Origin of the sequence: Streptomyces flavotricini, from assembly GCF_020639365.1 — a bacterium.
In the GTDB taxonomy this organism is placed as follows: Bacteria; Actinomycetota; Actinomycetes; order Streptomycetales; family Streptomycetaceae; genus Streptomyces; species Streptomyces flavotricini.
The window spans coordinates 7,801,541-7,826,406 of the sequence record NZ_JAINUL010000001.1; the positions used below are offsets into that span (position 1 = coordinate 7,801,541).

21 protein-coding genes are annotated in these 24,866 nt (G+C 73.2%); 10 read left to right on the forward strand and 11 right to left on the reverse strand.

The features are described from left to right. The first annotated feature begins 37 nt into the window (after positions 1-37). Entirely contained in the window at positions 38-2,047 is a 2,010-nt protein-coding gene (locus K7B10_RS35670; RefSeq protein WP_229343100.1) for an O-antigen ligase family protein, read from the forward strand. Then, a complete protein-coding gene (locus tag K7B10_RS35675; RefSeq protein WP_229343102.1) occupies positions 1,999-2,961 on the forward strand; it encodes a glycosyltransferase in 963 nt (320 codons plus the stop codon). The genes K7B10_RS35670 and K7B10_RS35675 overlap by 49 nt, the downstream gene beginning before the upstream one ends. Positions 2,962-2,993: 32 nt before the next feature. Here K7B10_RS35675 and K7B10_RS35680 read toward each other — a convergent pair whose 3' ends face one another. The 10 genes from K7B10_RS35680 to K7B10_RS35730 all read right to left on the reverse strand — a co-directional run bounded on the left by K7B10_RS35680 (position 2,994) and on the right by K7B10_RS35730 (position 14,246). After that, positions 2,994-3,800 carry a glycosyltransferase family 2 protein gene (locus K7B10_RS35680; RefSeq protein ID WP_229343104.1) on the reverse strand — a complete coding sequence of 269 codons (807 nt, stop codon included), beginning with the start codon at positions 3,798-3,800 and terminating at the stop codon, positions 2,994-2,996. A 32-nt stretch (positions 3,801-3,832) separates the two neighbouring features. Beyond that, entirely contained in the window at positions 3,833-4,951 is a 1,119-nt protein-coding gene (locus K7B10_RS35685; protein ID WP_229343106.1) for a hypothetical protein, read from the reverse strand. Between the two features lie 5 nt (positions 4,952-4,956). Further along, a complete protein-coding gene (locus K7B10_RS35690; RefSeq protein ID WP_229343107.1) occupies positions 4,957-6,435 on the reverse strand; it encodes an oligosaccharide flippase family protein in 1,479 nt (492 codons plus the stop codon). Beyond that, positions 6,432-7,157 (reverse strand): YveK family protein, encoded by a 726-nt coding sequence (locus tag K7B10_RS35695; protein WP_229343109.1) that lies wholly within the window; start codon positions 7,155-7,157, stop codon positions 6,432-6,434. The genes K7B10_RS35690 and K7B10_RS35695 overlap by 4 nt, the downstream gene beginning before the upstream one ends. A 119-nt stretch (positions 7,158-7,276) precedes the next feature. After that, positions 7,277-8,386, reverse strand: coding sequence for a non-hydrolyzing UDP-N-acetylglucosamine 2-epimerase (gene wecB, locus K7B10_RS35700; protein WP_229343112.1), 1,110 nt, complete (start codon positions 8,384-8,386; stop codon positions 7,277-7,279). Positions 8,387-8,390: 4 nt separating this feature from the next. After that, positions 8,391-9,647 carry a nucleotide sugar dehydrogenase gene (locus K7B10_RS35705; RefSeq protein ID WP_229343114.1) on the reverse strand — a complete coding sequence of 419 codons (1,257 nt, stop codon included), beginning with the start codon at positions 9,645-9,647 and terminating at the stop codon, positions 8,391-8,393. After that, positions 9,647-10,477, reverse strand: coding sequence for a WecB/TagA/CpsF family glycosyltransferase (locus tag K7B10_RS35710; protein WP_229343116.1), 831 nt, complete (start codon positions 10,475-10,477; stop codon positions 9,647-9,649). The genes K7B10_RS35705 and K7B10_RS35710 overlap by 1 nt, the downstream gene beginning before the upstream one ends. Continuing rightward, the gene (locus tag K7B10_RS35715) at positions 10,474-11,652 is read right to left on the reverse strand and encodes a hypothetical protein (RefSeq protein ID WP_229343118.1); all 1,179 of its coding nucleotides are present in this window, start codon (positions 11,650-11,652) and stop codon (positions 10,474-10,476) included. The genes K7B10_RS35710 and K7B10_RS35715 overlap by 4 nt, the downstream gene beginning before the upstream one ends. Before the next feature lie 433 nt (positions 11,653-12,085). Next, positions 12,086-12,697 carry an acyltransferase gene (locus tag K7B10_RS35720; RefSeq protein WP_308284665.1) on the reverse strand — a complete coding sequence of 204 codons (612 nt, stop codon included), beginning with the start codon at positions 12,695-12,697 and terminating at the stop codon, positions 12,086-12,088. A 118-nt stretch (positions 12,698-12,815) separates the two neighbouring features. Beyond that, positions 12,816-14,246 (reverse strand): alpha/beta hydrolase family protein, encoded by a 1,431-nt coding sequence (locus K7B10_RS35730; RefSeq protein WP_229345681.1) that lies wholly within the window; start codon positions 14,244-14,246, stop codon positions 12,816-12,818. 176 nt (positions 14,247-14,422) lie between these two features. Here K7B10_RS35730 and K7B10_RS35735 point away from each other — a divergent pair, with 176 nt between their 5' ends. From K7B10_RS35735 to K7B10_RS35770, 8 genes are all read left to right on the forward strand, one after another. Beyond that, the gene (locus K7B10_RS35735) at positions 14,423-14,953 is read left to right on the forward strand and encodes a hypothetical protein (RefSeq protein ID WP_229343120.1); all 531 of its coding nucleotides are present in this window, start codon (positions 14,423-14,425) and stop codon (positions 14,951-14,953) included. A gap of 98 nt (positions 14,954-15,051) precedes the next feature. Then, the gene (locus K7B10_RS35740; protein WP_229343122.1) at positions 15,052-16,488 is read left to right on the forward strand and encodes a hypothetical protein; all 1,437 of its coding nucleotides are present in this window, start codon (positions 15,052-15,054) and stop codon (positions 16,486-16,488) included. Between the two features lie 37 nt (positions 16,489-16,525). Further along, entirely contained in the window at positions 16,526-17,788 is a 1,263-nt protein-coding gene (locus tag K7B10_RS35745; protein ID WP_229343124.1) for an AAA family ATPase, read from the forward strand. Further along, on the forward strand, positions 17,785-19,032 hold the full coding sequence (locus K7B10_RS35750) for a vWA domain-containing protein (protein WP_229343126.1): 1,248 nt from the start codon (positions 17,785-17,787) through the stop codon (positions 19,030-19,032). The genes K7B10_RS35745 and K7B10_RS35750 overlap by 4 nt, the downstream gene beginning before the upstream one ends. Before the next feature lie 276 nt (positions 19,033-19,308). Beyond that, positions 19,309-19,998 carry a DedA family protein gene (locus K7B10_RS35755; protein WP_229343128.1) on the forward strand — a complete coding sequence of 230 codons (690 nt, stop codon included), beginning with the start codon at positions 19,309-19,311 and terminating at the stop codon, positions 19,996-19,998. Continuing rightward, entirely contained in the window at positions 19,995-20,645 is a 651-nt protein-coding gene (locus K7B10_RS35760; protein ID WP_229343130.1) for a phosphatase PAP2 family protein, read from the forward strand. The genes K7B10_RS35755 and K7B10_RS35760 overlap by 4 nt, the downstream gene beginning before the upstream one ends. A 12-nt stretch (positions 20,646-20,657) precedes the next feature. Beyond that, positions 20,658-21,881, forward strand: coding sequence for a GDSL-type esterase/lipase family protein (locus K7B10_RS35765; protein WP_229343132.1), 1,224 nt, complete (start codon positions 20,658-20,660; stop codon positions 21,879-21,881). A gap of 95 nt (positions 21,882-21,976) precedes the next feature. After that, the gene (locus tag K7B10_RS35770; protein WP_229343134.1) at positions 21,977-22,387 is read left to right on the forward strand and encodes a RidA family protein; all 411 of its coding nucleotides are present in this window, start codon (positions 21,977-21,979) and stop codon (positions 22,385-22,387) included. A 116-nt stretch (positions 22,388-22,503) separates the two neighbouring features. Here the strand turns inward: K7B10_RS35770 and K7B10_RS35775 are convergent, their stop codons facing one another. Continuing rightward, positions 22,504-24,789, reverse strand: a complete 2,286-nt coding sequence (locus K7B10_RS35775; protein WP_229343137.1) for an immune inhibitor A domain-containing protein — start codon at positions 24,787-24,789, stop codon at positions 22,504-22,506. Positions 24,790-24,866 lie beyond the last annotated feature (77 nt).

The window sequence follows — 24,866 nt, forward strand, 5'->3', positions numbered from 1 at the left end:
GCCCGCCATCGGTTCCGGCAGGCGCGAGGGGGCATTCGTGAGCATCGGTGAAATGGTCGCCGTGCTGCGGCGCCGTTGGTACGTGATGGTGCCCCTGACGGTGATCGGACTCCTCGCGGGGATGCACCTGTACCGCTCGGTGCCCGTGGCCTACCAGTCGCAGAGCTCGGTGGCGCTGCTCGACTCCACGGCGGTGGCCGAACTGGCGCCGGCCTTCGGCAACCCCATCTCGAACGCGGGCGGTTCGCTGGTCGTCACCGCCGACGTGCTGATCAGGACCCTGTCCGGGGCCGACGCCGCGCGCGACCTGCACGGCCTCGGCGTGACCGACCCCTATACGGTCGGCTTCGCCGCGAACACCTCGGGCCCGATGCTCACGCTGACCGTCACGGGCACCGACCGGGCGAAGGTGCTCAAGGAGACCAGTACGCTCACCACCTTCGCCGGCGAGCAGCTCAACGCGCTCCAGGCGGCGGCCAAGGTACAGCCCGCGTACTTCGTCCAGACGGCCCCCGTGGTGCTGCCGCAGATCCCGGTGCCCCAGCTCAAGAGCCGCTACCAGCAGGTGCTGGCGGTGGTCATCGCGGGAGTGACCGCCGGCTTCACCCTCTCCTTCGTGACCGAGACCCTGCTGGTGGCCCGCCGCCGCAGGCGCGAGGCTGCCGGCGCACCCGCGGCGCGCGCCCGCAGGAGACTGCCGGGGCGCACGCCGGACGCCACCGCGCTGCTCAGCGGCTACCTGGGGCTGGCCTTCTTCATCCCCTCGAACCTGACCCTGCCGGGCATGGGCGGCGTGGGCACCCCGGCCAACGTGTTCGCCCTCCTGTGCCTGTTCTGGTACCTGGCGACCTGGCTGACCGGCCGGATCCGGCCCGCCCCGGGCACCCGGTTGCCCCGGGTCGTGATGTGGCTGCTCGCCGTCTCCGTGCTGGCCTCGTACCTCGCGGACGCCACCCGGGGCAGCACCCACAAGGAGGTGCTCGGCGCGGACCGCGGCCTGATCGGACTGCTCGTCTGGGTGTCGATCGTGGTGCTGGTCTCCGCCGGCATCCAGGACCGGGCCCGCCTCGACGTCCTGATGCGCCGGGCCGTGGTGATGGGTTCGGTGGTGGCCGCCATCGGCTACTACGACTTCTTCACCGCGACGAACATCGCCGAACACATCAGCATCCCCGGACTCCAGTCCAGCGTCGCGCAGATCACCACGCTCGACCGCGGCGCGTTCACCCGGCCGCGCTCCACCACCGCCCAGCCGCTGGAGTTCGGCGGCATGCTCGCCCTGATGCTGCCCTTCGCCGTCCAGCAGGCCTTCGACCCGGTCCGCAGCCACCTCAGCCGATGGCGCCGCTGGGGGCCGGTGGCCCTGATGGGCGGAGCGCTGCCGCTGACCGTGTCGCGGACCTCCATCATCGGCGCGCTCATCGTGGTCCTGGTGATGGTGCCGCGCTGGAAGCCGCAGCGCCGCTGGACCGCGATCGGCCTGCTCATGGGCTCGGTGGCCTGCTTCAAGGTCGCCGTACCCGGGCTGATCGGCACCATCACCACGCTCTTCGGGTCCTTCCTGTCGAACTCCGACAGCAGCACCCAGGCCCGCACCGTCAAGTACAGCGCGATCGTCCCCTACCTGGAGGAGCGCCCGCTGTTCGGGCGGGGCCTCGGGACGTTCACGCCGGACCTGTACTTCTTCACCGACAACCAGTACATGCTCACCCTGGCGGAGATGGGCCTGCTCGGCCTCCTCGCCCTCCTGGCGCTGTTCCTCACCGGGATCCACCAGGGCGGTGCCATCCGCCGCCTCGCCACCGACGAGTCCGAACGGGAGCTGGGCCAGGCGTTCTTCGCCTCCGCCCTCGTCGCCCTCGTCAGCAGCGCCACCTTCGACGCCCTCAGCTTCCCCATGTTCGCCGGGATGTTCTTCCTGACGATCGCCGCCGGAGGCAGTTACCTCGGCTTCATCCGGCGCGGCGCGCCGCCGAAGCCCCGAACCGCGGAGTCCCCATGCCCTCCCGTAGCCACCCGGACCGATCTCGCCCGGCCGGTCCCGTAGCCGTCCTCGTCGTCACCTGGAACAGCGCCCGGGTGCTGCCCGAGTTCCTCGCCTCCCTGCCCGAGGGCATGGCCGGGCTCGACTGGCGCCTGGTCGTCGCCGACAACGACTCCGCCGACGACACCGTCGACGTCATCCGTTCGCTGGCCCCCGCGGCCACGGTCGTCCAGACCGGTCGCAACGCCGGGTACGCGGCCGGGGTGAACGCCGCCCTGGGAGCCGCAGCCGCGTGGGAGGGCGGCTTCCGCGCCGCCCTCGTGTGCAATCCGGACGTCCGGATGCACCGGGGCTGCGCCGCACTCCTCGTCGACGCGCTCGACGCACCCCTGTCCGGCGGCCGCCGGGTCGGGATCAGCGTGCCGCTGCTGTACGAGGAGGACGGCACCCTCCAGCACTCCCTGCGCCGCGAATCGCGCGTGACGCGGGCCCTGGGAGAGGCGGTGATCGGCAACCGCAGGGCCGGGCGCTTCCCGCGCTGGAGCGAGCTGGTCACCGACGCGGCCGCGTACGAGCGGGCGACGGTCGCCGACTGGGCGACGGGCGCCCTCATGGCCCTCTCCCGGGACTGCCTGGACGCATGCGGGCCCTGGGACGAATCCTTCTTCCTCTACTCGGAGGAGACCGAGTACTGCCTGCGCGCGGGAGACCGCGGCTTCGTCACCCGACTCGAACCCGCCGCCGGCGCGGTCCACCTCGGGGGCGACTCCCAGGTCTCGCCCCGCCTGTGGACCCTGCTCACCCTCAACCGGGTACGGCTCTACGGCCGTCGGCACGGGGCGGCGGCGACGGCCGCCTTCCGCGGGGCCGTACTGCTGCGGGAGACCTCCAGGGCCGTGCTCGGGAGGCCGGCGAGCCGGGCGGCGGCGCGGGCCCTGGCCAGCCCGTCCGCACTGCGCGCCACGCCCGGTCCCTGACCGGCCCTCGGGGGGCTTCGGCGACGGCCGGGTCACCCGGTGGGCGTCTGCCCGTCCCAGGCGGTGTAGAAGCTCTCCGGGTTGACCAGGTAGCGGACCGTCGGCCGGGGCACGTGGCGGACCTCGTGGCGGCGCGCGTAGCGCCGTACGAGCTCCCAGTCCTCGCGCGGCAGCACCTCGGGAGTACGCCGCAGCCGGCTGAAGTACAGGGAGCGGGTGCGGCGCGCCACGAAGGCGTTGGTGTCGAGGAAGGCCTCGTGGGCGGCCCGCCGGCGGTCGAACGGCACCGACAGCACGTCCCGTTCGGAGCCGTCGGGCAGGACCCGGCGCAGCGCGGTGTAGACGGCCTCGGGCCCGCCGGGCGGCTCCAGCACCGCGAGGGCCTGCTCCAGGTGGTCGGGCTCCCACAGGTTGTCGTCGTCGAGGAAGGCCACGTACCGCGAGCGGGTCAGCCGTATCCCCACGTTGCGCACGACTCCGGCCGTGGCCGTGTTGCGGGCCAGCGACACCGCGAACAGCCTTGGATCCCGCGGCAGTTCACCGAGCCCCGCGCCGTCGTCCACCACGATGACCACCTGGTCGGCGACGCTCTGCGCCAGGGCCGAGCGGACCGCCGCGCGCAGTGCCTCGGGCCGCCGGTGAGTGGCGATCACCGTGGCCACCAGGGCGCTCGGCGGGCTGCCCAGGGCGGCGGAGAGCCGGGCCGTCTCGGCATCCTCGAAGCGCCGCAGCCGCACGGCGGAGGGGGCGAGCAGGACCTTGTTCCTCGCCTCGAAGAGCACCAGCCAGCCGAAGGCCCGCTTGAGCAGCTCCCAGGGGGCCCGGGCGATGCGGCGCATGACGTCCTCTCGGTTCGATCGTCGGGGGGTGTTCAGGAGGTGGGGCCGGGGACCACGGGCCGGCCGTCGGCCGTGCGGTTGCCGCGCCACACGTTCCCGGCGCCGCCCGCGTTCCAGGCGGCGACCGTCCCGTAGGCACCGGCGTTCGGGTGGTACTCGGCGGAGAACACGTTGTCCGTGACCTGGATGCCGGTCGCGCCCGGGCCGCCGCCGTACAGCGCGTACGCCCCGCCGGCCAGCCAGTTGGAGTCCACGACCACGGAGGACACGTTGCCGGTGTCCGCGAAGAGGCCGACGGCGGCGCTGGCGCCCTGGGCCACGTCCACGGGGTTCAGGAGGGTGTTGTGGCGGATGGTGAGGCGGCCCTTGTTGCCGCCGCCGCTGATGACGGCATCGGTGTGCTGCCATTCGCCGCCCTGGTTGCGGAACGGGACGATGCCGTGCACGTAGTTGTCGTGGATCTCGCCCTGGCCCATCGAGAGGGCGTTGCCGAACACGGAGATGTCGCACCAGCCGACCTCGATCGAGCTGCCGCCCATGTTGGAGACCGCGTAGTCGACGCCCCCGTTGTCGGGGCCCTTGCCCGGTACGGCGGTGATGGTGGTGTGCAGGACGCGCAGCCCGCTGAAGCCGGGGCGCAGGTTGATCCCCCACCAGTTCGCGGACGTGATCCGGCTGTCGATGACGGTGACGTCGTTGGCGTAGACGTCGAGGGAACCGCGGATGTCCCAGCCCTTGATGACCATGCCGTCGGTCTTCACGGACATGTCGCCCGTGTCGTGCCGCTCCAGCGCGATCCGCGGGCCGGTGGTGCGGGAGTCGGGGAACCCGCAGGCACCCGGCGAGGAGCAGGGGCCCCCGGGCCCCGGGCTCGTACCCGTACCGGGCGACGGCGTGCCGGAGGCCGGCGGTGACGAACCGGCGGACGGGCTCGGACCGCCGGACGCGGACGGGTCCGTGGAGGGCGGGGCGGAGGACGGCGCGGGCCCGGCCGGGGGAGTGGCGCCGGGGCACCGGAGGGCACTGTCCGGGCAGGGGGCGGCCGAGGGCTCGCCCGTCCCGGTCCGGTCGGCGTCGTAGAGCGCCAGGACGACGGCCAGTACGAGCCCGGTCAGCAGCCAGGCCACGAGGCGCCTGCGGTCGCGTGCCACGGCGGCTACCCCCGCGCCGGGGCCGTGCCGCGCAGGAAGCCGCGGCTGGGCAGGACGCAGACGACGTAGCAGAGGGTGCCCGCGGTCCCGGTGGCGAGGACCGCGAGGACCCCGTCGCCCAGGAGCCGCTCCAGACCGAGGACCACGCAGGCCATCACGGCGCCGCCCAGGAACGGCCAGGCACAGGCCCGGGCCACGGTCCGCAGGGACACCCCGCCGCGGTGCAGCGCGTAGAGGAACACCGGCACCACGACGGCGCCGGCGACCAGGACGTGCCCCTGGGCCACCCCCACGATCCCGCCCGCACCGGCGCCGACCACCAGGACCGGGACGAGGAGGACGAGCCACAGTCCCTGCACGCCGATGAGGGAACGGCGCCGGCTGATGGCCACCAGGCAGTCGTACGCCAGCTCACAGCCGATCCGTACGAGCCCCAGCGCCATCAGCCAGGGCAGCGCGGCGGCCGCGGGCAGCCAGCGGTCCCCGTAGACCAGCCCGACGATCGGTGAGGCCAGGGCCGCCAGCAGCACGCACAGCGGGACGGTGCCCGTCATCACCACGCCCAGGGCACGGCCGAACCCTCCGGCCAGCGCCCCCGGTGAGTCGGCCAGCCGGGAGAACCCGGCGAAGGAGACGCGGCGGGCGGCTTCCGAGATGATCCGAACCGGCCAGCCGGAGATGTTGAAGGCGAGCACGTAGAAGCCGAGGGCCAGCTGGTCCAGGGCGGAACCCACCACCATCGTGTCCACGTTCACCACGCCGAGGGCGAGCATGCTGGCCCCGGCGAGCGGGAGCCCGAAGCGCAGCAGTGCCTTCGCCTGCTCCCGGTCCCAGCCGAACCTCAGGGTGCCGGGCGCGGCGAGGCAGCATCCGAGGAGCGCGGCCGCGTTGCCGGCGACGGAGCCCCAGGCGAAGCTCATCGCGCCCCACCCCTGGACGGCCAGCAGCAGGGTCACCCCGGTGCTGAGGACGAAGTTGACGGCGTCGATCGCCATCCGCCTGCCCTGCGCGAACTCGCGGGTGAGGAACCCGGCGGGCACCTGCGACAGACCGTCGAGGACCACGCACACGCACATCACGCGCAGGATCCCGGCGGCCTCGGGAGAGCCGAGCACCCGGGCCACGGCGGGAGCCGCCGCGAACAGGACGGCGTACAGCAGGCAGCTGGAGGCGGCGCTCAGGGTGAGCACGGTCGGGGCGAAGCGGCGCGGATCGCCCTCCCAGCGCACGATGGCGAGGGAGACGCCGAGTTCGTTGGCGGAGAGCAGCACCAGCAGCACCGTCTGGGCGATCCCGTACACGCCCCAGGCCTCGGGACCGAGGAAGAAGCGGGCGAGGATGATGCCGGTGACGAAGTTGCCGAGGCGCATGACCACGGTGTTGACCAGGCTCCACCGGGCGGCGGAGCCGACCTTGCGTCCCAGCGAGGCCGCTTCGGGCGGGGTCCCGGCCGGGGCCCGGACACCGGCTTCGGTCCCGGTCACGGCGAGGCTCCGGCGGAAGCGGGGGCGTTACGGGATTCGCCCGCCCCGGAGTCGGCGGCCCCGGGCACCCCGTCGGCCCCGGCGCTCTCGGCGGGCGCGGGCCGGTGCCGGCCCGGCTTGTCCGACCTGCGGCGCCGCGCCTCCACGAAGAAGGTGGCCACCAGGCTCAGTACGAAGCCCAGCGCTCCGGCCATGATCAGGTACTGGAGCCGGGTCTTGGTCTGCGCCTCCGGCTTCTGGGGCGGGACGATCGTGGCCATGCGGATCATGGCTTCGGCAGTCACCGACTGCTGGGCCTGGAACTCCTGCAGCCGCTTCTCGGCGTAGGCGGTGAAGACCTGGTCCGACTTCAGGACGGCGGCCGGATCGGTTCCGGTGACGCTCAGCCACATGAAGGGCCCCTGCGCGTTGTCGGCGATCTTCGCCTCGTACTCCCCGGTGACGCCCTTGGCCTTGAGGTCGGCCCGGGAGTCGTCGGAGTTCAGGTTGCGGGCCAGGCCGTCGGCCATGCCGGTGAGCGAGGCCTGGGTGCTCAGGAAGGGGTTGCCGTCGAAGGCCACCGTGGCCTTCTTCGAGTTCAGGAGCGTCACGGTGCTCTGCGACCGGTACTCCACCGGGACGAGCACGTACACGCCCGCGATGAGCGCGGCCGTGAGCAGCAGTCCGGGCAGCAGCACGTACCAGCGCCTGCGCATGACCCGCCAGATCTCCGCGAGATCCATGGTCTTCCCCCTCGCGGCGGCGTCGTGTCGTCCACGCGCCGCCGCTCTCTTCATGTGCGGATTACGGTTCTTGCTCTTCTCGGGTGGTGCGGTGGTGCGGTGGTGCGTCGTCGCCGTGGTTACCGGGCGAGGTCGGTGGGCCGCAGCCGCGTCCCCGCCGCCCCGCCCTCCAGCAGGACGTGTGCGATGCGCTCGCTCGCCCGGCCGTCCCAGAGTTCGGGGCAGCGCGGCGCCGGCGGATCGTCCAGCACCCGGTTCACCACCGCCGTGACGCGCTCCGGGTCGGTCCCCGCGAGGACGTTGGTGCCCTCCTCGACGGTGATCGGCCGCTCGGTGTTCTCGCGCAGGGTCACGCAGGGCACGCCCAGCGCCGTGGTCTCCTCCTGGACGCCGCCCGAGTCGGTCAGCACCACGCGTGCGGCGTCCTGGAGCGCGATGAAGTCCAGGTACCCGGCGGCCGGAACCATCCGGATCCCGCCGGGGACTCCGATCTCCTCCAGCCGCCGCGCCGCCCGCGGGTGCACGGGCAGCAGCAGCGGGCAGCGGCCGGCGATCTCGCCCAGCGCCTTGAGCAGGCCGCGCAGGGCGGCGGGATCGTCCACGTTGGCCGGCCGGTGCAGGGTGACCAGGCCGTACCCGCCCCGGGTGAGCCCGTACCGGTCCAGGACGTCCGAGGCCCGGGCCCGGTCCAGGTTGGCGAGCAGGGTGTCGATCATGACGTTGCCGACGACGTGGATCTGGTCCTCCCGGTACCCCTCCGCCCGCAGGTTCGCGGCCGCGTCGGGGGAAGGGGCCAGCAGGTAGTCGCTGACGCGGTCGGTGGCGACCCGGTTGACCTCCTCGGGCATGCCCCAGTCCCGGCTGCGCAGACCCGCCTCCACGTGGGCCAGGAGCGGGCCGGCCTTGGCGGTGACCAGGGCGCAGGCCAGCGTGGAGTTGATGTCCCCGACCACCACCACGGCGTCCGGAACCAGTTCGTCCAGCAGCGGCTCGAAGGCCGCCATCACCCGGCCGGTCTGCTGGGCGTGCGTACCGGATCCGGCACCCAGGTACCGGTCGGGCGGACGGATGCCCAGGTCGCGGAAGAAGACGTCGTTCATGGACTCGTCGTAGTGCTGTCCGGTGTGGACGAGGACGACCTCGGCGCCGCGGCGCTCCAGGGCGTCCATCACCGGTTTGATCTTCATGTAGTTGGGCCGTGCCCCGGCCACGCAGATGATCCTGGGCATGGTGTCAGAGCACCTCCACGGTGGGTCCGGAGAGCCGGTTGCGGCAGTCGAGTACGAACGAGGCGTGCTCGGTGACCATGGCGTAGTCGAAGGCGTCGTGGTCGGTGAGCAGGACGACCACGTCGGCCGCCGCCAGCTCCTTGCGGGTCGGTTCGACCCGCACGAGGCGGGAGTCGACCTTGAGGCCCTCCACCACGTGGGGGTCGGCCGCGCGCACCCTGGCGCCCATGTCCAGGAGCAGCTGGGAGACGCGCACCGAGGGCGATTCGCGGGCGTCGCCGGTGTTCTTCTTGTACGCCAGCCCCAGCAGCAGGATCTTCGAGCCGTTGACGGAGCGGCGCTTGGTGTTCAGCGCGTCCATGACGCGGCGCGCCACGTACTCGGGCATGTGGCTGTTGATGTCGTTGGCCAGCTCGACGAAGCGGAAGCTCTGGCCGAGCTCGCGCTGGACCCGCCAGGACAGGTAGGAGGGGTCGATCGGCAGGCAGTGGCCGCCGACCCCGGGGCCGGGGGTGAACTTCATGAAGCCGAAGGGCTTGCTGGAGGCCGCCTCGATGGCCTGCCACACGTCGATGTCGAGGTGGCGGGCGAACATCGCTATCTCGTTGACCAGGGCGATGTTCACGTGCCGGAAGGTGTTCTCCAGCAGCTTCGCGAGCTCGGCCTCCTTGGGCGAGCTCACCGGCACCGTCTTGTCGACGAGGTCCGCGTAGAAGGCCTCGACGGCCTTGAGCGAGCGGGCGTCCACTCCGGAGACGACCTTGGGCGTCTGCTGGAAGCCCCAGACGGTGTTGCCGGGGTCGATCCGCTCGGGGCTGTAGCCGAGGTGGAAGTCGGCTCCGGCGGTGAGGCCCGAGCCGTCCTCCAGGATCGGGCCGAACAGTTCCTCGGTGGTGCCGGGGTAGGTGGTGGACTCGAGGATCACGGTCGCGCCGGGCCGCAGGAAGCGGGCCAGCGTGTGCGCCGACTCCTCGATGTAGCGCAGGTCGGGGGCACCGTCCTGTAACGGGGTCGGCACGGTGACGACCGCGACGTCGAAGCCGCCGCAGTCGCGCGCCAGTTCACTGGGCTGGTACGCGCCGCGCTCCAGCGCCCGGGTCAGCCGTTCGGAGGAGACGTCCTCCACGTACGACTCGCCGGCGGCGAGGCTCTTGACCCGCCGGGCGTCCACGTCGTACCCGATCACTTGGTGTCCTACCTCGGCGGCCCTGATGGCCAGCGGGAGGCCGACGTATCCCTGTCCCACGACGACGACGCGCATCAGTGACTCCTGTTCGCGGAACCGGCAGACGATGTGGCGGGCGGCAGTGCCGACGGCGTACGGCGGATGAGCTCGCGCACCGTCATGAGCAGGAAGGCGGTGTTGGTGGTGAGGTAGCGCTTGCCGAGGCGGCGCGGCTCCTGGAGGGCGCGGTAGAACCATTCGAGGCCCACGCGCTGCCAGACCGCGGGGGCCCGCTTCGTGATGCCGGCCAGGATGTCGAAGGAGCCGCCGACGCCGTGCACGACGTGGGCGCCGGTGCGCTCGCCGTAGCCGGCGGTGAAGATCTCCTTCTTGGGCGAGGTCATGCCGAGGAAGAGCAGCCGGGCCCCGCTCCGGGCGACGGCGTCGGCGATCGCCGGCTGGTCGGCGTCCTCGAAGTAGCCGTTGCGGCTGCCGGCCACGCGCAGCGCCGGGAAGCGTTCCGCGATCCGGCCGAGCATCAGCTCCAATACCTCCTGCCGGGCGCCGAGCAGGTAGACGGGTACGCCTTCCGCCTCGGCGGCCGCCAGCAGCCGCATGAACAGGTCGATTCCCGCGACCCGTTCGGGCAGCCGGACCCCGAGGACCCGGCCGGCCCAGACCACGGCCTGGCCGTCGGCCAGGACGAGGTCGCAGCCGGAGACCGCCGCCGCGAGGCGGGGGTCGCGCCGCATGTTGACCAGCTTGGCGGCGTTGACCATGCCGATCTCGATCTGTTCGCCGCGCTTCACCGCGTCGAGGCAGCGCTGCACCGTCTCGTCCATGGTCAGGGCGTCGAGGGTGACCCCGAAGAGGGTCTGGCGGGTGGGCCGGCTCCGCCGGTCCTGCCGGTTCTGTGGTCGGGTCATCTCTCCTGCCCCCCGAGCCACGCGTGGAGCAGCCAGCCGAACTCGTACGGCCTGCACTCGCGGTCGATCACGTCGGGGCGGAAGACCCGGTCGAGCGGGGTCAGCCGGGCCTGCGGGGCCACCTTGGTGGTGAGCCCGCGGGCGGCGCGGACGGCCTTGGCGGGGTCGCCCCGGTAGACCTTGCGCCAGGTGACCCCGTACTTCTCGACGATCATGGGCTCGCGCGGAGTGCCGTCGGGCCCGCTGATCTCGGGCACGTCCGTCATCCAGCGCAGCCCCCGGCGGATGGCGCCGCCGAAGTCGGTGCCGCCCGCCTCGGCGAGGTCGAACAGTGCGGTCGGTGCCATGGCGTGCTGGTGCACGCTGTAGACGGGGTAGCCCTCCACCACGCCGCCCGTGCGGGCGTCGTAGTGCCACCACCACTGTCCGCCGTCCCCCTGGAGCTCGCAGATCCGGGCGGCACAGGCGTCGGCGGCCGCGAGGGCCTGCGGGTCCGGGCCGCTGGCGTGCAGCCGGGCCAGCGCCTGGAGCGGATAGGTCTGGTCGGCGAAGCAGGCCACGTGCGAGCGGTATCCGGGGACCAGCCCCGGACCGGTGGCGTGCGGGAAGAGCGGGCTGCCGGCCTCCTTGGCCGCCAGCAGCCGGTCGCGGGCGACCGTCAGCCGGTCCTCGACGTCCAGCGAGGCACGGGCCGCGGCGAGGGCGGAGAGCACCCAGGCCGCCTCGACCGTGTACTGCGGCCGTCCGGGGACGTCCAGGACGGCCACCCGCGCGAGGGCGTCCGCCAGCTTCGGGTGGCCGGTCTCGGCGGCCGCCCAGGCGATGAGCGCCGCGTCGCCGAGGTTCGTCACCGAAGGCAGCCGCTCCACCAGCAGACCGGCGTACTCCTCGACGCTGTGACCGCCGAACAGGGCGCGCTGCCGGTCCTCGGGCAGGAACCGTGCCCCCAGCGCGGTGATGGCCGCGTACCGGGTGCTGGTGCCGCGTGACTCCATACGGCGGACGCCGTCGGAGGTGACCGTGCCGGCCCGGGTGAACACGAAGGTGTCGGCGCCCGGCAGGTACATCTCGGGCAGTCCCGCCTCGGCCAGCGCGAGCAGCCGCTCGGCGAGCGCGTGCAGCGACGGGTCCTCGTGGGCCAGTGCTTCTAATCGTGCTGCTCGTGTCGCGGTCACCGGGTCCCCACCCCGGCTCCCCGTGTGCTGCGCGCACTTCGCATGTCCGAGCTGTTGGGCTCCAACACACCTACCCCCTCTGAATCGCTCCTAGGACAGACCCGGCGGTCGTCGTTCGGTGGAGGAGTTCGCGCATGACGGCGCACGTGCCGGCGGTGTGATTCCCCCCGATGGCACGAACCGTCCGAGGCCGCCCACTGGATCCCCCCAGCGATGCCCCGGACCGGAGCACGCGCGAACGGCGGCGCCGGGCCGGCGCGTTGCGCGCCGTCCGGTCGTCACTTGGTCCGCGATGCCCTCGTCGTGTACAACCCCCCACTGAACAAAGCCTGTTGCCTGCTCAGATCCCGTGTACAGGGACAAGGTATGCCCAAGGATGTTCGTTGATTGCGGTTTTGCGGAAATGCCGCTGACCTAAATTACCGACGTACCGTCAGTTCCGCTTGTCCGGTGTTTCGGCCAGCGTTCCGTCCTTCTCCTCGTGCAGTGCGCCGGTGCGCGGGCACTCCCACACGCCGGGCCGGCCCTCGACTTCCACCAGGCGCACGCCGGCCCGTCCCACCCAGCCGATGCGACGCGCGGGTACCCCTGCGACCAGTGCGAAGTCCGGTACGTCCCGGGACACGACCGCGCCGGCTGCGACCAGCGCCCACCGTCCGATCCGCACCCCTGCCACGCACACCGACCGGGCCCCCAGCGAGGCCCCCTCGGCCACCACGACACCGGCGGCCTCCCAGTCGCCGCCGCGCTTCTGCTTGCCGTCCGGGTCGACGGCCCGCGGGTAGAAATCGTTGGTGAGGACGGCGGCCGGCCCGATGAACACCCCGTCGCCGAGTACCGCGGGTTCGTAGACGAGCGCGTAGTTCTGGAGCTTGACGCTGTCGCCGATCCGTACGCCGGGTCCGACGTACGCCCCCCGCCCGACGATGCAGTCGCGCCCGAGACGCGCGTCCTCCCGGACCTGCGCCAGATCCCAGATCGTGGTCCCGTCCCCGAGCTGGGCGCTCTCGTCGACCTGGGAGGAGGGTTGGATGCGGACACTCACGAAGCGGTCCCCTTACGTTTCGAGGTACTGCCGTACGACGTACGGAGGGAGCATATGCACGGCCCGCCCGGCTCACCCGGAAGTTCAACCGACTGTTCACGCAGTGGACTTGGCGCCCTCAGGGACCGCCGGGGCGCAGGACGGAGAGGGTGCCGTACGCCGACAGGGCGGCGGCCGGGTCGCCCCGGCCGTCACGCAGGGTGGCGTCGAGGAAGGCGAGACTGGCGGCGGCGGTGATGCGCGGGCCCGCCGTCCGGTCCAGGGAGCCGACGAGCGAGGGGAGGGGCGGCAGGTACAACGGGGCGTCGGTGAAGGTGAGGTGGGCGGTTCCGGGCACGGTGAGGCGGTAGGCCGTGGCACTGCTGAGGCCGAGCACGTGGGTGAGGCGGGGGAGGTAGTCGGGGTCGGTCTCCGGACCGATGGCCTGCGTGACCGCGAGCGCCGGCTGGCGGAAGGGCTGCGGGGACGGGTCGTGCGGGAAGCCGTCCAGGTCGATGACGGCGGCGAACTCCGGGTTCTGATACGCGGCTTGGAGGGCCGCTCCGCCGCCGAGGGAGTGGCCGGTCACCGCGACGCGGGCGGTGTCGAGGTGCCCGGTGAGCGGGCCGGCGATCTCACCGCTGTGCACGCGGCCCAACTGGGCCCGTACGAAGCTCAGATCGGCGGCGCGGACCGCGGTCCAGCCGGCGGCCCGCCTCTCGTCCTCGGCGTCGTCGCCCGTCGCGGAGACCTCCGTACGGATCGTGCGTCCGTCGGCGAGCACGACCGCGGCCGAGTCGTAGGGGTGGTCGAGGCCGACGACCACGTAGCCGTGGCTGGCCAACTCCTCCGCCCAGGACGTGTTCTGGGCGCGCACACCGCCCAGGCCGGGGGAGAACAGCACGACCGGGAACCGGTCTCCGCCGTCGGCCACGGGCAGGCCGTACGCCGCATGCGTACGGGCGCGCGGGAGACCGTCCAGCAGGAACCCGGGAAGGCCGGCGTAGTCCGCCAGGGCTTCGGCGACCGTGCGCGCCTCGGGTTGTGTGCGTCCGAGGTAGGGGGCGCGGCGCGAGCCCGCGGGGGGCTTGCGCGCGGGATACCAGAACTGGGCGACGACCGTACGCCGGTCGTCGGGCGCCGGGGTGGCGCTCTCGGGGCGATCCGGGTCGGTCAGCTCCAGGACACTGGTGCCGACGGCGAACCGGCCCGTCGGCTCGGGGAACACCGGGGTGGGCAGGGCCCACGACGCCGCCGGACCCGCGGCGATCAGCCCGAGGCAAGCCACCGTACCGGGCAGTGCCAGCCACCACGGAGCCCTGCGCGCCGTCCGCCGCAGGAGCGGCCCCACGGCGAACGGCAGCGCGACGGCGGCGCCCAGCAGCACCGGCACCATCTGCCAGCGCAGCCCGGTCACGCCGAGAACGGCGCCGGACAGCACGGCCATGCCCGCCGCGGCGAGGGTGACCGGGCGTCGGGGGCGGGGCGCGAGCCACCGCGCCGACACCAGCCCGGCGGCGCTCAGTGTGAGGAGGACTTCCCAGAGGGACAATTGCAGGTGCGCGTTCATCGCATTCACGTCGCCATGGTCCGGGGCCACCACGACCGGGGCGTCCCCCTCGGGTCTGGTGGATCCTGCGACCTGAGTCGCACCCGGGCGGGTGCGTGGTGGTGTTGGGCGGGAGGTCCGGGTGAGGGGCCGGGGCGGATAGGGTGCCCCGAGTCCGGGCTTGAGGGGGGATCGCGTTGGAACGGCGGAAGCTGATCGGGGTCGGGGTCGGGATCGGCATCGGGGCGGGGCTGGTGGTCCTGCCCGCCCGGTGGGCCCTGAGCCGGGTGACGAGCGGGCCCGAGGGCGACTGGCACACCGACACCGCACCGCTGGAGCAGGCCCTCCCGGCGCTGGGTCCGCTCACCGACGCCAAGTGGGTGAGCAGCCGGGACGCCGACGACCGGGGCCTGCCTTCGCCGGAGCTGGTGATCTCGGGCCTCGCCCGGCTGGCACCGGGGAAGCTCGCCGAGCTCACCGCGGCCCACACCTTCGTCTCCGAGGGGCCTGCCGGTGAGTTCTCCTCGTGGTTCGAGAAGCCGCTGAAGGGCCAGGGGCCGCGGGACCCGCAGTGGATCCGGTCGCACGAACTCGACCGGGACGGCGCCGGCGGCTCCACCAGCCTGTGGTTCGACCGTCGCAGCGACACCGTCCGCTTCCGGGTCCGCAACCCGTACGGCCAGCACGGCGCACCGGGTGGACCGGAGGGCGGGCACGGCAGCCGGTAAAACGCCTGGCAGATCGAACCGGCCGGCGTTATGGTCATCGCGATGATCACTCAGACCGCTGACGAAACGGGGGTCCTGTCCGCGCAAGGTGAGTGCTGATGCTCACCGACACCGCGGACGGATCCCCCCGCCCTTCCTTTTGGCCGCGCGTGCGCGAGTTCGCCGTGCCGCCCTCCATGATCGAGACCGCCACCGCCCGCCGCCTCGCGGGGGACTGGGCCGGGGCCTGCGCCGCCGCGGGCATCGACGTGGACCTCCACCCGCGTTCCGTGGCGCGCACCCACGGGCGCGAACTCGCCGGCCGACTCCGTTCGGACCTGCGCCACTTGGCCCCCGACCTGCTGCGCTGGCACATGCCGAGGATCGCTCCCGACGGGCTGCTGCGCCCGGGCCTGACCTTCACCCTGGCCCGGTACGACCGGGCCGACGGCGCGGGTCCGGTACACCTCGTGGCCCGGACCCCGCCGGCTTGGGCCGACGCCGGCCAGCGGATCGGCCTCGGGCTGTGGGCCGGGTCCCGCGACGAGCCCGGTGCCCGCCGCCACCCGCATCCCCACCCCGATCCGAGGTTCCGACTCGACCTGCACCGCCACCTCTGGGACGCGCGCCGCACCGGCGAGCTGCGGACCCGGTCCGGGACCGGCCTTGATCCGAGGGGACTTGCTCCGCCAGGAGTTGATCCGGCGGGAGTTGATCCGGCGGGACCCGCGCCGGCGGGACCCGTGCCGACGGGACTCGTGCCGACGGGGCATCACTGCGCCGTCGACCGCTGGGCGGCCGAGGCGGCGACCCTGCTCGACGCCGAGGGGTGTTCCACCCGTGCCGTCACCGTGCGGCTCGGGTCCCGGCGCCGACTGCTCCTGGAGCTCGTCGGAGAGGGCGACGGCCGCCCGCCCGCGGCACGGATCTCGCCGGCCGCCACGGGTTCCGGCCTCCCCGGGCCACCGGTCCTCCCCGATGCGGCGACCTGGGTCCTGCCCGACCTGGACCTGCTCCGCACCGGGGCGATCGAGCCCGCTCGACTGCACCCGCTCGTCGCCTCGGCACTCGTACCCGACCACGTTCCGAGCGGCCCGTCCCACGCCCCGGACCGGGCGGGACAGCCGCACCTCGTCGAGTGCAGGGGCTCGCGGCACCGGATCGGCCTGGTCGACGGGGTACTGGCCCCGCTCGACCACGATCCGGCCGAGATCCGGCGGGAGGAACTGCTGGTCGCCCTGACCGGCACCCCGCTGCCCTGCCTCCAGGCGATCGACGCGGCACACCGCCGGCCCGACTGCCTGGCCGGCGTACGCGAACGCCTCGACCACGGCGACACCGCCGGCGCGCTGGCCGTCGTCGAGCGCCTGCTCGGCCCCCACGCCCTGCTGCGCCACGGCGCCCTGCGGGACGAGCTCGAGGCGGCCGCGCGGCGCCGCATCACATACGGGCTGTACCGGGCCGAACTGACCGGCACCCGGCCCAGACCCCGCCCCGGCGATCTGCTCCCTGGCGTCCGGCCTCCGCGCGAGCGCCGCTCGCACCCCCGCCGCTGACCCGGCACGCTCCACGAACCCCAAAAGGTGATCGAACATGCCCCCCTACGCCCCGTCCGCCGTCACCGACACCCCTCCCGGCACGACCGCGCGCTCCCAACTCGACGTCGCGGGCGCCCTGTCCACCCTGCTGCGCGAGGCCACGACCGAACCGCGCCCCGACACCCAACTGGAGGCCCTCACCCTGGCCGTGGCCGCCGACCTGCCCGTACTCCTGTGGGGTGAGCCGGGCATCGGCAAGACGGCGGCGCTCACCCAGCTCGCGGCCTCCCTGGACCTGCCGCTGACCACCGTGATCGCCAGCGTGCACGAGCCGTCCGACTTCTCGGGCCTGCCGATCATCGGAGACGACCCCGCTCTGCACGGCGTGCCGATGGCCCCACCGGACTGGGCCGTACGCCTGGTACGGGCCGGCCGCGGGCTGCTGTTCCTGGACGAGCTGTCCACCGCCCCTCCTGCCGTACAGGCCGCCCTGCTCCGCCTCGTGCTCGAACGGCGGATCGGCGCGCTCCAACTGCCGCCCGGCGTCAGGATCGTGGCCGCCGCCAACCCGCGGTCCTCGGCGGCCGACGGCTGGGAGCTGAGCCCGCCGCTGGCCAACCGCTTCGTCCACCTGCAGTGGACCCACGACCACGACGTCGTCGTACGGGGCCTCGGCGGGACCTGGCCCCGGGCCACGCTGCCGCGGCTCGACCCTTCGCAGCTGCCCCGGGCGGTGGACCACGCCCGCCGGGCGGTGTGCGGACTGCTCGCCGCCCGCCCCACGCTCGTACACCGGCTGCCCAGCGGGGAGACACGGCGGGGCGGCCCCTGGCCGTCGCCGCGGAGCTGGGAGATGACCCTGCACCTGATCGCCTTCGCCACGGCGGCCGGCTCCTCCCGGGACGTACTCTCCCTGCTGGTCAGGGGCACGGTGGGGGACGGTCCCGGGCTGGAGCTGCTGGCGAGCATGGACCGGATGGACCTCCCCGACCCCGAGGAACTGCTCGCCGACCCGGCGGCCGCCGTCCTGCCCGAGCGGGGCGATCTGCGCCAGGCCGTGCTCGACGCGGTGGTGGAGGCGGTACGCAAGCGTCCGGAGGAGGCCCGCTGGGACGCGGCGTGGGCGCTTCTGGCGCGGGCCCTGGAGACGGGCGCCCCGGACCTGGTCGTCGTACCGGCGACGTCGCTGGCCGCGCTGCGCCGCGAGGAGTGGGACGTACCGGAGGCGATCGAGCGGCTCGCCGGTGCGGTGTCCCTGTCACGGCGGGCGGACCGTGCGACGGCACGCGCCGCGGCGGCGACGAACGGCACCCGATGAGCGGCGCGGCGGGCGCGGCGGTGGCCGCCGGAGCACTGGACCGCGACAAGCTGTTCGCCGCCCGGCTGCACGCCGCCCGGGTCCGGCCCTACCTGGCGACCGCCCTGTTCGCCCTGCACACCGTGGAATCGCGACGGGTGCCGACCATGGCCGTCGACGTGCACTGGCGCTGTTACGTCTCGCCGTCGTTCGTGGACCGTACGTCGGAAGAGGAACTGGCCGCCGTTTGGGTGCACGAGGTGTCGCACCTGCTGCGCGACCACCACGGACGGAGCGACCGGGTGGCGCGGGAGCGCGGGCTGCACGGCCCGGCGGAACGGCTGCGCATGAACATCGCGGCGGACTTCGAGATCAACGACGACGTGTACGGGGACGGCCTGGTCCGGCCCGAGGGCGCCGTCCGGCCGGCCTCCGTGGGACTGCCCGAAGGGCAGCTCATGGAGGACTACCTGGGCCGGTTCGGGCTCGGACCGGCCACCGGGCACATGGCGTGGCTGGACTGCGGCAGCGGCGCCGACGGGCTCGAGCGGCAGTGGGACCTCGGGGAGGACGGCGCGCACGGACTGAGCGAAGAGGAACGGGACGCCGTGCGGTTCCGGGTCGCGCAGGGCATCACCGGCCGTCCGGGCAGTGCCCCGCGCGGGTGGAAGCGGTGGGCGGAGGAGGCCTTCCATCCGCCGCAGCCGTGGCGGGAGTTGCTGGGAGCGGCGGTCCGCTCGGCGGCCTCCGGCTCCGGCGCGGGCGAGGACTACTCGTACGGCCGTCCGTCACGGCGCTCGGCGGGGGTGCCGGGCGCGGTACTGCCGAGCCTGCGGCGCAGGCCGCCCCGGGTCTGCGTGGTCATCGACACCTCGGCGTCGGTCAGCGACGCGGAACTGGGCAGCGCGCTGCTGGAGGTGGCCGCGATCTCCCGTGCGGTGGGCGGCCGGCGGGACCTGGTCACGGTGGTGCCGTGCGACGCGGCGGCCCGGATCGCGCACCCGCTGTGCCGGGCCGAGGGCATCCCGCTGGTGGGCGGCGGCGGTACGGATCTCCGTACGGGCTTCGCCAAGGCCCTGGGGTCGGCGGCCCGGCCGGACGTCATCGTGGTCCTGACCGACGGTCAGACACCCTGGCCCACCACCCGCCCGCCGTGCCGCACGGTGGTGGGCCTGTTTCCCCGGCAGGGCTCATGGGACGAGGACGACCCCGACCACGTCCCCGACACCCCGCCCGCCTGGGCCCGCGTGGTCGACATCGGGTGACGTTGCCCCTCACGGGCGTTCAGGGACGCCGACGAGGGCGATTGCGCAATCCGCTCTCGGTGTCGTCGAGGCCGCGCAGGGCCGACCGGTGGACCGGCCGCCCCGGGCCGTCTCTTTCGTACCTGAGCGACAAGATCCGGAAGAGACGGCCGGGGGAGAACGCGGCGAGCACCTCGATCGTCTACAGTGCCGGGCACCGTCCACGGACCCGTGGCCGGTCGCCGGTCGGGTGTCCTCCTCGACTCCCGTCCCCTCACCGCACGGGAGTTGTCCCCCATGGCCCCCTTCCCTCTCCCGCTTGCGGCTGCGGCGCAGGGGCCCGGCGCCCAGGCCGTCAACCTGCTGGACGCCGGTTCCCTCCTCGCCGCCTTCGGGACGCTCGGCATCGCCGTCGTCCTGTTCGCCGAGACCGGTCTCCTCATCGGCTTCTTCCTGCCCGGAGACTCGCTCCTCTTCACCGCCGGCCTGTTCTGCGTACCGGGCACGCACGGCCCCGTACACCTCTCGCTGCCCCTCGTCCTGTGCTCGGCGTCGGCCGGGGCCCTGCTCGGGGCTCAGGTGGGCTACCTCATCGGCCGACGCGGCGGGCGGGCCCTGCTGGCGCGCAGCCGCAGCCGCAAACTCCACGAGGGCGCCGAGCGGGCCGAAGAACTCCTCGACCGGTACGGACACGCCAAGGCGATCGTGCTCGCCCGCTTCGTCCCCATCGTGCGCACCGTACTGAACCCGCTGGCCGGAGCACTCGACGTGCCCGCCCGGGTCTTCGCCCTCTGGCAGATCGCCGGCGGGCTCGTCTGGACCGTCGGACTCGTCCTCGCCGGATACGCGCTCGGCACCTCCGTACCCGACGTCGACCGCTACCTGCTGCCGATCGTCGCCCTCATCGCCCTCGTCTCCCTCACCCCACTGGCCCTCGAAATGATCCGCAGGCGGGGCAGCCGCACCCCGAACGAAGGCTCGCGTTGATCCGTTGGGCGCTGGCCGCAGGGTTGTCCGCCGCCCTGTTCGCCCTGCTGACCGCCCTGGTCGCGGCCCGGCACGGCGCCCCGTTCGGCCTCGACGAGGAATGGCACCGGTGGTCGGTCCAGCACCGCCCCGCCGTCACCGTCGCCCTCGCTCGCGGGATCACGGCGACGGGCAGCGGACCCGTCCCGTACGGGCTCGCCGTCGCCGCCGGGCTCATCGCGGGCCGGGGGACGCGCCGCCGGGCGGCGGCGGCCGCGGGGGCGCTCGCCTTCCTGCTGCTCGCCCAGGGAGTGCGCTACGCCGTCATGTACGGCGTGGCGCGACCGCGTCCGCCCGTGGCCGACTGGGCCGCGCTCGCGACCGGCTTCGCCTTCCCCTCCGGGCACGCCGCCACCTCGGCGCTGGTCGCCGGGCTGCTGGCCTGGGCCGCACGGCGCACGGCTACCCCGAAGGCCGCCCGGTTCTACGCGGCCCTGGCGGCCTGCTGGGCCCTGGCCGTCGGCCTGACCCGGATCTACCTGGGCGTGCACTGGCCCACGGACGTCCTCGGGGGCTGGCTCTACGCCCTGACCTGGCTGACGGCGGCAGGAGCCGTGGCCGTGGCCATCGCTCCGGAAAGTGACGTGCGGATCCGGGACGCGCTTTGACAGGCTGAGGCCATGAACGACCAGCACACATCCCCGTCCGGGCCGTCCGACGCGACCACCGCAGCCCGCACCACCGCGCTCACCGCAGACCTCCTGCGCGGCGCGCTCGACCTGGAGCGCACCGAGCACGGCCTGCTCCCGCACCGGCTCCCCGCGTGGGCCCGCGCGCAGTACGCCGACGGGCAACTGGCGATGGCGGAGGCCCAGCCCTCCGGTGTACGGCTGGTGTTCCGCACCCGGGCCACCGTCGTCGAGCTCGACACGCTCCGCACCAAGATGGCCTACGTGGGCGCCCCGCCCCGCCCCGACGGCACGTACGACCTGCTCGTCGACGGCCGCCTCACCGCCCGGGCGGGGGTGGACGGCGGCAACGTCCGTACGGTCGACATGACCACCGGATCCGTGGAGTTCACCGGCGGCCCGGTCGGCACCGTCCGGTTCGGCGGTCTGCCCGACCGCGCGAAGGACGTCGAGATCTGGCTGCCGTACAACGAGCTCACCGAGCTCGTCGCGCTGCGCACCGACGCCCCCGTCGAGCCCGTGCCGCCGGGTGGCCGCCGGGTCTGGCTGCACCACGGCAGCTCGGTCAGCCACGGCTCGGACGCCGCAAGTCCCTCCACGACCTGGCCGGCGCTGGCCGCCTCGGCCGGCGGTGTGGACCTGGTCAACATGGGCTTCGGCGGCAGCGCCCTGCTCGACCCGTTCGTCGCCCGGGCCATGCGGGACACCCCGGCTGACCTGGTCAGCGTCAAGTTCGGCATCAACCTCGTCAACCACGACCTGATGCGGCTGCGCGCGTTCACCCCGGCCGTGCACGGGTTCCTCGACACGATCCGCGAGGGGCATCCGACCGCGCCCCTGCTGGTCGTCTCGTCCATCCTGTGCCCGATCCACGAGGACACCCCCGGCCCCACGGCCCCGGACTTCAGCACCCTCGGCGAGGGCAGGCTCCGGTTCCGCGCCGCGGGCGATCCGGCGGAACGCGCCTCCGGAAAGCTGACGCTGAACGTCATCCGCGAGGAGCTGGCGCGCATCGTGAAGCAACGGTCCGCCGAGGACCCGAACCTCCACTACCTGGACGGTCGCGAGCTCTACGGCGAGGCGGACTTCGCCGAACTGCCGCTCCCCGACGATCTCCACCCGGACGCCGCGACCCACCGGCGCATGGGCAGCCGCTTCGCGGAGCGCGCCTTCGCCCCCACCGGCCCCTTCACCGACCCGGGCGCACGGCACTAGCGCACGGCACCACGACGGCCGGGAAAATGTGTCGAACGTGGAGTCGACCTCTGAGAAGGTCCTGAGTGTCCCGGAACTGCTGCGGAAGGAACCCCGTGCCGCGCGCTGTCACATTGATTCGCTCTGCCTCCCTGTCCGATGTTGCGGAGTACGCCTACGCGGCCACGGCCCCGGCCGAGTCGCGGCTGATCTTCCTGGCCGGAGCATGTCCTCTGAATGAGGACGGCTCCACTGCGGCGATCGGCGACGTCGCGGGGCAGGCGGCCAGGGCCGTGGAGAACATGCGGACCGCTCTGACGGACTCGGGCGCGTCACTGCGCGATGTCATCAGCACCCGTGTCCTCGTTGCCTCCCACCGGCGGGAGGACCTGGTGACGGCCTGGGGGGTTGTCCGGGACGCGTTCGGTGACCACGACGTGCCCAGCACATTGATGGGTGTCACCGTGCTCGGCTATGACGGTCAGCTCGTGGAGATCGAAGCCGTCGCCGCCGTGCTCGATTCCTGAGCCGACGGGCCCGCGGGATCACGTGCCGGGATCCTGTACGGCCCGGGCGCAGACCGCCGGGTCGTCGGCCAGGCGCAGGCAGCCGTCCGGTCCGGACGGCTGCCTGCGGCCCGACGTCAGGGGGAGGAGCTGACCTGGACCGTGGTCAGGGCGCCTCCCGAGGCCTCCTTCACCACCGCGATCCGCGTCCCGGTGTCGGGCACCTTCACACCCACCTGCGGCAGGTCGGCGTTCCAGTAGGCGCCGCGGTGGTCGTCGAAGACGGGAACCCCGGGCCGGGACGGGACCAGCACCGGTACGCCGGCCTTGTGCAGCACGATCTCGTCGCTCGGGCGCGTGGAGAACGTCGCGTCGAAGGTCTGCGCCCGCGCGTTCAGCAGCGTGCCGTCGGCGTTGCGCAGCGGCTCCGGCCGGGCGTCGACGGGGAGCAGCAGGCCCGCCCCCGGGTGCGCCTTCGTGGTGTTGTCGCTGTACGCCGTGTCCCAGAGCCAGATCAGCACGCCCTGCTGGTACGGGTAGAACTCCACCGTGTCGTTGCCGGCGCCGAAGTTGTACGGCCCGCTCTTGAGGTAGGCGCCGTATCCGGTGTAGCGCCGGTTCTCGACGAAGTAGGCGCGCGGGTGCTCGGCGGAGCCCGTACGGCCCTGCGTACGGGACCACTTGAGTGCGGTCCAGCCGTTCGCGCCCGCCTCGGCTCCGTCGCGCAGCAGCTCCCGGTCGCCCGCCGTGATCCGTACGTCGTCGAAGGTGACGCCCTTGCCGTGCGTATTGCCGTCCGAGGTCGCCCGCAGCCGCAGCTGGACGGAACGTCCGGCGAACCGGTCCAGCGGCACGCTGAGTTCGGCCCAGCCTTGCGAGGTTCCGGAGATCCCCTTCGCCGGGATCGCCGAGCCGGCGACCGTTCCGGGCAGGGGGGACCAGGTGGTGCCGCCGTCCGTCGAGGCCTCCACGGTCAGGAAGTCGAAGTCCTGCTCGATGTCGTACCAGACGCGGGCGTCGAGCCTGGCGGGCTGCCCCGCCGCCGCGGAGAGGTCGACCGTGCGGGTCAGGGTGTTGTCCATGAGGTCCCCGGTGCCGCTCCACCACTGGCTGCCGCCCTCGTAGGGGTCGGTCAGATCCGTACGCGACACCGACGGTGGCAGGTGTACCAACAGGGCCTGTGGATCGTCGGTGTTGTAGCCGGAGACCCCGAGCACGGCACGCGTCTTGCGGCCCGCGTCGGCCTCCGTGTACTCCAGCCAGCCCAGCTGCAGCTTGCTCCAGGGGTCGAGGTCGCCGGGGTAGTCCCCGGTGGTGTTACGCCCCTTGCCCAGGTAGGAGGCCGTGGACATCAGCGACCAGAAGTTGACGCTGTTGTCCCCGTCGGAGCTGTACAGGTCGGGCAGCCCGAGGTCGTGCCCGAACTCGTGGGCGAACAGCCCGACTCCGCTGTTCTCGCCGCCCGTCAGGTAGTCCCCGGCCCAGATGCCGGAGTCACCGACCGGGACGCCGCCCGCCTTGTTGCCCGCGGGCCCCGCGCTGCCGGCCTGGTCCCAGTACGCGAACCAGCGGTGCGCCCACACGGCGTCCTTGCCTTGATCGCCGCCGCCCCAGGTCTGGTCCTTGCCCGCGTGGACGACGACGAGGTGGTCGAGGTAGCCGTCCGGCTCGTCGAAGTTGCCGTCGTGGTCGGCGTCGTAGCGGTCCCACACGTCGTACTCGGCCAGCTGTGCCTTGATCTCCTCCGGCGTACGGCCCTTGGCGCGCTCGGTGTGGTACCAGGCGTTGGTGGCATCGCGCACGAGGTCCCAGTTGGTGCGGCACTGGCCGGGCTCGGAGCAGTTGTCCGTCCCGTACCGGGCCTCGTTCCACGGCAGCCGCACCCAGTCGCTGACCTGGCCGTCCATGTCGTAGCGGCCGGAGGACTGCAGGCGGTAGTAATTGCGCAGGGTGACGGCGCCGGGGTCGGTGCCGAAGAACTGCTGCCGGTAGTAGGCCTGGTCGAAGTCCTTGCGCCACAGGGTGTGGTTGTCGGTCTTCGCCGGCTTGGCGATGGTGTCGTGGCGGGGGCCGGGCGTGCCGCCGAAGCGCGGCTTGCCCTCGAACTCCGTGGTGTTGTCCACCTGGTCGCCGAACTCGGCCAGGATCACGAAGATCTTGTCCTTGCGCTCCTGCGCGAGTTCGACGTACCGCTTGCCGACCGCGACCTTGCGGGGCAGCGTGCCGTCGGCCTCGGCCGCGGTGGTACCGGCGGCGACTCCTTCGAGGGCCTGGCGGCGCAGGCTCTGGCGCTGGACCTCCAGCGGCGCGGAGGGCGGGGCGGGGGAGAGCTCGGGGGCCTGCTGCGCCGCCGCGGGGGGCGGGGCGGCGGGTGCGGCGAGTGCGGGGGTGGCGAGGAGGGCGAGGGATATCGCCGCTACCACCGCTGGGAGTCTGCGCAACGTGACGGACCTTTCGGGGAGTCGGGTCGGAGCGCAGGTAATATTTCACATGTCACAGT

What these genes read in the sequence shown, in the direction of transcription:
- K7B10_RS35675 (WP_229343102.1), top strand. Translation starts at nt 1,999, where the DNA reads ATGCCCTCCCGTAGCCACCCGGACCGATCTCGCCCGGCCGGTCCCGTA.
- K7B10_RS35680 (WP_229343104.1), bottom strand. Translation starts at nt 3,800, where the DNA reads ATGCGCCGCATCGCCCGGGCCCCCTGGGAGCTGCTCAAGCGGGCCTTC.
- K7B10_RS35695 (WP_229343109.1), bottom strand. Translation starts at nt 7,157, where the DNA reads ATGGATCTCGCGGAGATCTGGCGGGTCATGCGCAGGCGCTGGTACGTG.
- wecB (WP_229343112.1), bottom strand. Translation starts at nt 8,386, where the DNA reads ATGCCCAGGATCATCTGCGTGGCCGGGGCACGGCCCAACTACATGAAG.
- K7B10_RS35705 (WP_229343114.1), bottom strand. Translation starts at nt 9,647, where the DNA reads ATGCGCGTCGTCGTCGTGGGACAGGGATACGTCGGCCTCCCGCTGGCC.
- K7B10_RS35710 (WP_229343116.1), bottom strand. Translation starts at nt 10,477, where the DNA reads ATGACCCGACCACAGAACCGGCAGGACCGGCGGAGCCGGCCCACCCGC.
- K7B10_RS35730 (WP_229345681.1), bottom strand. Translation starts at nt 14,246, where the DNA reads ATGAACGCGCACCTGCAATTGTCCCTCTGGGAAGTCCTCCTCACACTG.
- K7B10_RS35740 (WP_229343122.1), top strand. Translation starts at nt 15,052, where the DNA reads ATGCTCACCGACACCGCGGACGGATCCCCCCGCCCTTCCTTTTGGCCG.
- K7B10_RS35745 (WP_229343124.1), top strand. Translation starts at nt 16,526, where the DNA reads ATGCCCCCCTACGCCCCGTCCGCCGTCACCGACACCCCTCCCGGCACG.
- K7B10_RS35750 (WP_229343126.1), top strand. Translation starts at nt 17,785, where the DNA reads ATGAGCGGCGCGGCGGGCGCGGCGGTGGCCGCCGGAGCACTGGACCGC.
- K7B10_RS35755 (WP_229343128.1), top strand. Translation starts at nt 19,309, where the DNA reads ATGGCCCCCTTCCCTCTCCCGCTTGCGGCTGCGGCGCAGGGGCCCGGC.
- K7B10_RS35765 (WP_229343132.1), top strand. Translation starts at nt 20,658, where the DNA reads ATGAACGACCAGCACACATCCCCGTCCGGGCCGTCCGACGCGACCACC.